Consider the following 6,275-nt stretch of genomic DNA (forward strand, 5'->3'; position numbering starts at 1 on the left):
CGGCAATTAGCCGGTTTTTTTATGCCTGAACTTCAGCTTTATACTTTCTATACTTTTCCTGAATGTATAGGTAATAAAAAAGGCCTGCAATGCAGGCCTTTAATTTAATCATCTCAGCAATTATTTGACTTGTGTGTCAATAATTAGCTGAGCAGTATCACCCACATTAACCATTGCAAGGTGACCTTTAAGATCGCCTGATTGTGGTTTAACCGTTCCATGTTTAGACAAAACCGCAATAATCTCAACCTGCTTAGCTCCACTTAACTTCACATCGCCGCCCATAGAGGTGGTGTCATCTAATGTGATTGTGGTTGGCAGTGATTTTGCTGAGACTTTAACAGCAGCTAATGGCACCTTCGGGCCTTCAGTGTTGCGAGCGAAGATGAATAGCATGTCTGAGCTGCCCACCTGCTGAGCTAGTTCATCTGATACTGAAACTTCGACATTAACAGTCTTAGCTGTGCTTTGAACACCAGCATGGGCTGCGTCATTTGGCATCTCACCAGTTTCAGAGCCCATTCTCATCTTGGCGCTGTCGATAGCATTAATGATGGCACTACGATCGACATCTTTACGGTCGCTATCGAGAATGATCTGCCATGAATCTATCGCTTTCTGATAATTAGCAGTAAAGAATGAATCCATACCAACTAACAGTAGTGTAGATGGGTCTTCAGGATCCAGAGACAGAGCTTGATCAACAATAGCTTGTACCGCAGCTGTCATCTGCTGGTTTGCCTTGTAGTACATAGCTGTCGCTTTGGGTCCGAGTAGCTCAGCATGTGTGCCTACTAATACCATTGCTTTATCAAAGGTATTTATCGCATCGTCATAACGGTTGGCAGATATGTAACTATGGCCAAGACTAAAGAGTAACTGGCTGTTCTCAGGCTCAGCTTTAGCTTGCGCTTCCATCATCTGTAGACGTTGCTGCATAATTTGATCTGCAGTCATGCCAGCATGTGGGCTAGCTTGCTCTGTTTTGTCTAAGTTAGCGTAGGCGCCTAAATTAGTATAAAAGTATCCTGAGATACCTAATACGGCAACAGACATAACCACAGGCCATAATAAGCCTTTTGGTTTCATCTTAGTGACAAGAGACTCATCATTACCGCCTTGCTTCATATCTTGAAGTAAGCTGATCTCAAGCTCTTTTTTGAGGGCGTCGAACTCAACTTGGTCTAGCTGTTCATCTTCGAGTTCTTTCTCTAATGTTGCAAGACGATTGTTAAATAGTTCGAGGTTTGTTTGTTTACGTACCCCAGCTTCTTCCGTCTGCAGCATCTTTTGCTGTCGAAAGTGAGGAAACCAAATCAGCACTAGGCTGACTAATAAGAAAAGCGCAATAAAAATCCAAAGAGTGGTCATTATTTCTTTTTCACATTAGTTAGAAAAAAGCGGATATACCGCAGGAGTAGGGATAGGATTATACGGAAAGATTATTCATTGAACAGTAATATAGGGACTTATCTAGCGTAAAAAGTGATAGTTGGGCACTGGTTCACAGTTCGTTTCTATTTTTGAAAATTGGTTGAAACTTAAGTTTCAAGTAAGAGTCAGAGCCTAAAATTGACTGCTTTTTATAACGATATGCTTGGTTTTTGTTAACGAAGAATGAGACTAGCCACCCATATTTGTTCGAAAGAGGCAGACAGATACAATAGCAAATACTAAAATGACTCAAAATTTGTACCTTGAGTAGTGTAAGCTGCAAACTCATATGTTTTGAATTAGCATTTGTTAATTTAATTCATCAATAGGACTGAGGAAACCCCATGATCCCTGAATTAGGACACCTGTCGCTGATAATAGGTTTGGCATTTGCCTTTCTATTGGCTAGCGTTCCTTTAATTGGTGTTGCACGTAAAGACCAATACTTAGTGCGTTATGCCTGGCCATTAAGTTATGGCATGTTCTTCTTTATTTTCTTATCTGTTATCGTTTTAGGCTACAGTTTTGCTATCGATGATTTCTCGGTCGCGTATGTTGCCCATCACTCCAACTCTCAATTACCTATCTTCTTTAAGATTGCAGCAGTATGGGGCGGACATGAAGGATCTCTGCTTTTCTGGGTATTCTCTCTATCTGGTTGGACTGCGGCGGTAGCTTATTTCAGTAAGGGATTAGAGGAGGTCTTTACTGCCAGAGTATTGTCAGTATTGGCCTTTATCATAATAGGTTTCACCCTCTTTATGATCTTGACCTCAAGTCCATTTGAGCGCTTATTCCCGACGCCAATGGAGGGACGAGATCTTAACCCTATGTTGCAAGATGTGGGTCTAATCTTCCATCCACCTATGCTTTATTTAGGCTATGTTGGTTTTGCTGTTAGCTTCGCATTTGCTATCTCTGCACTGATGGGCGGACGCCTTGATTCAGCTTGGGCTAGATGGAGTCGTCCATGGACACTTGCTGCTTGGGTATTCCTAACTGGCGGTATCTCTCTAGGTTCTTGGTGGGCATACTACGAGCTTGGTTGGGGTGGTTGGTGGTTCTGGGATCCAGTCGAAAACGCTTCATTTATGCCTTGGTTGATTGGTACCGCACTATTGCATTCAGTTATCGTTACAGAGAAGCGTGCAGCTTTCCGTAACTGGACTGTACTACTGTCAATCTTTGCCTTCTCACTAAGTTTGCTTGGTACCTTTATTGTTCGTTCTGGTGTGTTAACTTCAGTTCACTCATTCGCAGCGGATCCAAGTCGAGGTATGTTTATTCTTCTACTTTTGGGGCTGGCAGTTGGTGGTTCACTGACCCTGTTTGCATTCCGAGCCAGTGAGATGAAGAGCCCTGCTCGTTTTGAGCTTAAATCTCGCGAAACCATGCTGTTAGTGTGTAACATTCTACTGACTGTAGCTTGTGGTACCGTTCTTCTTGGAACTCTATATCCGCTACTTATCGACGCCCTTAATATGGGTAAGATCTCTGTAGGACCTCCATACTTTAATGCTGTGTTCGTACCCATTGTTCTGGTTCTATTTGTCTTTATGGGCGTAGGCCCTAACATCCGCTGGAAAAAGTCAAAGGCAGGTAGTTTAAAGGCTAAGTTGCTTGTTCCTGCTGTTATTGCAACGCTTGTCGGTATTGCAGCGCCATTTATGGCAGACGGTAAGTTCAACGTTTGGGTTATGTTAGGTATAGCTACCGCTGTGTGGGTAACTTTAACAACCTTGCGTGCCGGTTATGACATGATGAAGGCGAAAGATGGCTCATTGAGCCTAGCTCGTATCAATCGCAGTCAACTAGGTATGATTATCGCTCACTTAGGTATCGCAGTATCAGTCGTTGGTGGCACCATGGTATCGAACTACTCAATCGAAAAGAGTGTTCGTATGGGACCTGGTATCCAACAAGAGCTTGCTGGTTATACCTTTAACTACATCGAGACGAAAAACGTTGTAGGACCTAATTACACGGCTCAACAGGGACAGATTGAAGTCACAAAAGATGGTGACCTAGTCACCTTATTAAGACCTGATCGACGCCAATACAATGTTCGTACTATGGACATGACTGAGGCGGGGATTGATTGGGGCTTGTTCCGTGATCTGTATGTCACCATGGGTGATCCTATCAGTAGAACTGAGTTTGCAGTGCGCCTGAACTACAAGCCGTTCGTTCGCTGGTTATGGTTCGGAAGCATCTTTATGATGGTAGGCGGATTCTTTGCTGCATCAGATAAACGCTACCGTGCAAAGAAAGTAACACAAGCATCGAAGTCTGATGCTGAGAAAGCAAAATTAGCTACGGCTTAACTTGAATTGGGGCAAGTATGAAGAAGAGGCTAGTACTATTTATTCCTTTGGTACTATTTTTGGTGATGGGAGTGTTCCTTTATAAGGGACTCTTCCTTAATCCTCAAAAGCTAGACTCTGCACTTGAGGGGAAGCCGGTTCCGGCTTTCCAACTTGAGCGTCTAGAGGACCGAAATGAGATAATCACTAACGAAAGCTTAAAGGGTGAAGTCGCTCTATTGAATGTGTGGGCAACATGGTGTCCATCATGTAAATATGAACATCCCTACTTAATGCGTTTCGCACGTCAAGGTATTCTGCCTATTTATGGTATTAACTACCGTGATGAACGTGGGATGGCAATTCGCGAATTAAACCGCGAAGGTGACCCTTATACTAAGAATATCTTTGATCATGATGGTCGCTTAGGTTTGGATCTTGGTGTGTATGGTGCACCGGAAAGTTACTTAATCGATCATAATGGCATTATTCGTTACCGTTATGCGGGGCCGATTGATCAAAGGGTGTGGAGTGAGACCTTACTTCCTATGATTAAAGAGCTTCAGGCTGCAGCTAAATTGGATGGTGCTTCATGATTAAGTATATGGTTCAAATATGCAGTGCACTGCTATTATCGCTGAGCTTGATTTCTGGAGCTGTCGCAACTCCTGTCGACACTTATGAATTTAAGTCGATGGATAACCAGAAGAGGGCATTGGAATTAGCGCACTCTCTGCGCTGTCCACAATGTCAGAATCAGAACTTAATCGATTCAAACTCTCCAGTAGCTCAAGATCTACGTCTTGAAGTTTATCAGATGGTGGATGCTGGTAAAGATGATGACGAAGTGATTGAGTTCATGACCAGTCGTTATGGCGAATTTGTACTTTATAAGCCAAGAATGGAAGCCAAGACATACGCATTATGGTTAGGACCTGTTGCACTGTTAATGTTTGGTCTGTTTATTGGTTTTATGTTTATACGCAAACAACGTATTACAGAAGTCGACGAGCAAGAGATTAGCGTAGAAGAGCAAAAAGAGTTAGATAAGTTACTTAAGCGAGATGATAAATGAAGCTAATCGCTGATTTGCTTAAGGTCTCTTTATTAGTTGCTAGTTGTTTTTCTATTAGCACGGTTTCTGCATATCCAGGTATGCAGAAACAGGCAGAAGGTGAAAGTCAGACTAATGTCGGGCTTATTAGCATCTTACCTCAGCCTTTTCCTATTACTGCTGTCCCATTTAAAGATGAGCAGGGTAAAGCTGTAGATTTTGGCCAGTATAAAGGGAAAGTCTTGATGGTAAACATGTGGGCAACTTGGTGTCCTCCATGTGTACGCGAGCTTCCAGCTATTTCACGTTTGTCCGAAAAGTTCGATAAACAGGATTTTGAAATTTTACCTATCTCGATAGATCTTGAAGGAAAGGATAAGGTTGAACCTTTTCTTAAAGAGTTAGGAATGGAGTCTTTCAACTCATTCTATGATGAGACTCAAAACCTGAGAGAGGTATTTCCACTTGATACTATTCCAGCGACGTTTATTTTAAATAGTAAAGGAGAGCTAATCGCATTTGTTCGTACTTTTGTTGATTGGGACGACAAGCAAGCGGCAGACCTGATACAGGGCTTTATTGATAAACAGTAAAGATGCAGGAATATGGATAGATAAAAGGGGCTTTCAGCCCCTTTTTTGTACGTATCGTTTGATAACTACGCATCCAATCCTATTATTTCATTTTTCTCAATAAAAGCCCTTGCACAGTTGCGAGTAATCCCTATAATGCGCATCCACTGACACGGCACAGCAGGCCAATCGCTCTTAGCAAACGCTAGTAGAATGGGACTTGCAGCAGTGTTAGAGAATCAAAACTTCTCGGAGATTTGATTCAGGTGACAAACGCTTTAGAAGCTTTACTAGATGGTTGTTGACACGAGGGTGAACAAAGAATCATCGCTTGAAAAACTTCTTTAAATAAGCGCTTGACGCCAACCATGGAGAGTGTAGAATACGCCTCCTCAAGCCAACGACCTAGCGTCAACGGCAGCATCTGAAAGATTGATGCTAACGCTCTTTAACAATTCAAAACAAGAAATCTGTGTGGACACTCACAGGTGTTGAGTTATTCGAAATTGTCTTCTGTTCTTCGGAATGTCGGCAATCAAAATATTACTCAATGAATGAGTGTTCATAGATTCGAACTTAGTTCGAGTCAATATGTTTAGTTTTGATTTCACTTTTTCAAAAGTGGAAACAAAGCAACAGTATAATTCATTGAGCCGTTCTTCATTCTTAATTGGATGAGAACACAAAAACTTTAATTGAAGAGTTTGATCATGGCTCAGATTGAACGCTGGCGGCAGGCCTAACACATGCAAGTCGAGCGGAAACAGAAAGTAGCTTGCTACTTTGCTGTCGAGCGGCGGACGGGTGAGTAATGCCTAGATATCTGCCTAGTCGTGGGGGATAACAGTTGGAAACGACTGCTAATACCGCATACGCCCTACGGGGGAAAGGAGGGGACCTTCGGGCCTTTCG

At 42.6% G+C, this 6,275-nt stretch carries 5 protein-coding genes and 1 rRNA gene; 5 read left to right on the forward strand and 1 reads right to left on the reverse strand.

Annotated elements, in window-relative coordinates:
- Window positions 1–120: 120 nt before the first annotated feature.
- Window positions 121–1,371: a c-type cytochrome biogenesis protein CcmI gene (gene ccmI / locus K0625_RS22840; RefSeq protein WP_220111713.1), complete on the reverse strand. Its 1,251-nt coding sequence runs from the start codon at window positions 1,369–1,371 to the stop codon at window positions 121–123.
- Between the two features lie 407 nt (window positions 1,372–1,778).
- Here ccmI and K0625_RS22845 point away from each other — a divergent pair, with 407 nt between their 5' ends.
- The 5 genes from K0625_RS22845 to K0625_RS22865 form a co-directional block, all read left to right on the forward strand.
- Complete coding sequence (locus tag K0625_RS22845; RefSeq protein WP_220111714.1) at window positions 1,779–3,758, forward strand: heme lyase CcmF/NrfE family subunit; 1,980 nt, start codon at window positions 1,779–1,781, stop codon at window positions 3,756–3,758.
- 17 nt (window positions 3,759–3,775) lie between these two features.
- Window positions 3,776–4,333, forward strand: a complete 558-nt coding sequence (locus K0625_RS22850; protein ID WP_220111715.1) for a DsbE family thiol:disulfide interchange protein — start codon at window positions 3,776–3,778, stop codon at window positions 4,331–4,333.
- 8 nt (window positions 4,334–4,341) lie between these two features.
- Window positions 4,342–4,812, forward strand: coding sequence for a heme lyase NrfEFG subunit NrfF (gene nrfF, locus K0625_RS22855; protein ID WP_438944519.1), 471 nt, complete (start codon window positions 4,342–4,344; stop codon window positions 4,810–4,812).
- Window positions 4,809–5,384 (forward strand): TlpA disulfide reductase family protein, encoded by a 576-nt coding sequence (locus tag K0625_RS22860; protein WP_220111717.1) that lies wholly within the window; start codon window positions 4,809–4,811, stop codon window positions 5,382–5,384. The genes nrfF and K0625_RS22860 overlap by 4 nt, the downstream gene beginning before the upstream one ends.
- Window positions 5,385–6,055: 671 nt before the next feature.
- Window positions 6,056–6,275, forward strand: a 16S ribosomal RNA gene (locus tag K0625_RS22865); the annotation flags it as partial.

Origin of the sequence: Shewanella nanhaiensis (assembly GCF_019457885.1) — a bacterium.
In the GTDB taxonomy this organism is placed as follows: Bacteria; Pseudomonadota; Gammaproteobacteria; order Enterobacterales; family Shewanellaceae; genus Shewanella; species Shewanella nanhaiensis.

Bases quoted from the DNA above. Each gene is read 5' to 3' on its own strand.
- K0625_RS22860 (WP_220111717.1), top strand. From the start codon at position 4,809: ATGAAGCTAATCGCTGATTTGCTTAAGGTCTCTTTATTAGTTGCTAGT.
- ccmI (WP_220111713.1), bottom strand. From the start codon at position 1,371: ATGACCACTCTTTGGATTTTTATTGCGCTTTTCTTATTAGTCAGCCTA.
- nrfF (WP_438944519.1), top strand. From the start codon at position 4,342: ATGGTTCAAATATGCAGTGCACTGCTATTATCGCTGAGCTTGATTTCT.
- K0625_RS22850 (WP_220111715.1), top strand. From the start codon at position 3,776: ATGAAGAAGAGGCTAGTACTATTTATTCCTTTGGTACTATTTTTGGTG.
- K0625_RS22845 (WP_220111714.1), top strand. From the start codon at position 1,779: ATGATCCCTGAATTAGGACACCTGTCGCTGATAATAGGTTTGGCATTT.